This is a genomic window from Pseudomonas sp. 05N434, from assembly GCF_056396965.1.
In genome coordinates, this window is record NZ_JBFTMK010000859.1 from 1 (window position 1) to 1,349 (window position 1,349).

At 50.1% G+C, this 1,349-nt stretch carries 2 protein-coding genes; both read left to right on the forward strand.

Going from position 1 to position 1,349, the window contains the following annotated elements; translation table 11 throughout:
* A partial coding sequence (locus tag AC1DLB_RS30160; RefSeq protein WP_477786302.1) for an ABC transporter permease occupies positions 1 to 514 on the forward strand: 514 nt, incomplete at its 5' end.
* 13 nt (positions 515 to 527) lie between these two features.
* Positions 528 to 1,271 carry an ABC transporter ATP-binding protein gene (locus AC1DLB_RS30165; RefSeq protein ID WP_064616677.1) on the forward strand — a complete coding sequence of 248 codons (744 nt, stop codon included), beginning with the start codon at positions 528 to 530 and terminating at the stop codon, positions 1,269 to 1,271.
* Positions 1,272 to 1,349 lie beyond the last annotated feature (78 nt).

Below are 1,349 nucleotides of genomic sequence, written 5' to 3' on the forward strand. Positions count from 1 at the left end.
CATCGCCGCAGAAAGTATTATCAAACAACTCCCCATCCCATTATTCGTGCATATTCTACGCACAATATGGCGCAATACTTTGATCCTCGCGCACAACATCGTCATTTTCCCGCTTGTACTGCTGGCTGTTCAGAAGCCACTGGGTCTTGGAGCACTGTTGAGTGTCCCGGGCTTTGCACTGCTTGTTCTCAATCTGGCATGGATCTGCTTGATATTGAGCCTTTTATGCGCTCGATATCGCGATCTCCCGCAGATCATTGCGAGCGCCTTGCAAATTGCCTTTTACTTGACGCCAATCATGTGGCTTCCAAGCCTGCTACCAGGACGAGCCGGCACTTATTTACTGGATTTGAACCCCATCTATCACCTCATACAAATCGTCAGGGCCCCCTTGCTCGGACAGGATGTGAGCACTGTTAGCTGGTGCGTGGCCGGGGGCATGGCTCTGTTTGGCTGGTGCATAGCGATCATCATCTATGGCCTCTATAAACGTCGCATTGCTTATTGGCTCTAAGAAGAAAACTATTATGGCTTGTATTGAATTTCATAACGCATGCGTTGATTTCCCTATCTACAACGCAAGTTCTCGCTCTCTGAAAAAGCAACTGATTCAAGTCGCTACAGGCGGCAAACTCAGTGCCAACGACCAAGGTCGAGTGATCGTCAGAGCACTGGAGGACCTTACTTTTTCCCTCAATGACGGAGACCGGGTTGGATTGCTCGGTCATAACGGCGCTGGCAAAAGCACATTACTCAGACTGCTGAGCGGTGTATACGCCCCCTCCGCTGGCACCGCCAGTATCAGCGGCGAAGTCGCTTCCCTCATTGATATTTCATTAGGGATAGACCCGGAGGCATCCGGCAGGGAAAACATCTTCATGCGCGGCATCCTGCTTGGGATGACAAAAAGCGATATTGCAGAAAAACTCGACGAAATCATTGAGTTTTCAGAACTGGGTGACTTCATTGACCTGCCGGTACGCACGTACTCTTCCGGCATGCACTTGCGCCTGGCCTTTGCGGTATCGACGACCATCAGACCTGAAATATTGATCATGGACGAATGGCTGTCCGTAGGGGACGAAGGCTTCAAGCACAAAGCAGAAGCCCGGATGAACGAACTGGTCCAAGCCACCAGCATTTTGGTGATAGCCAGCCACTCCCGTGACCTGGTGCTGCATACATGCAATCGGGTCATTTGGCTGGAGCACGGCAAAATAAAAATGGACTCGGACCCCGAAACAGTTACCCGAGCTTATTTTGGCCACTAATATTTTCGTTCGCGCCTGCAACCCTCAATAAGCTAATAAACCGGTGAACTCATAAAAAACCACTTTATCAAGTTAGGA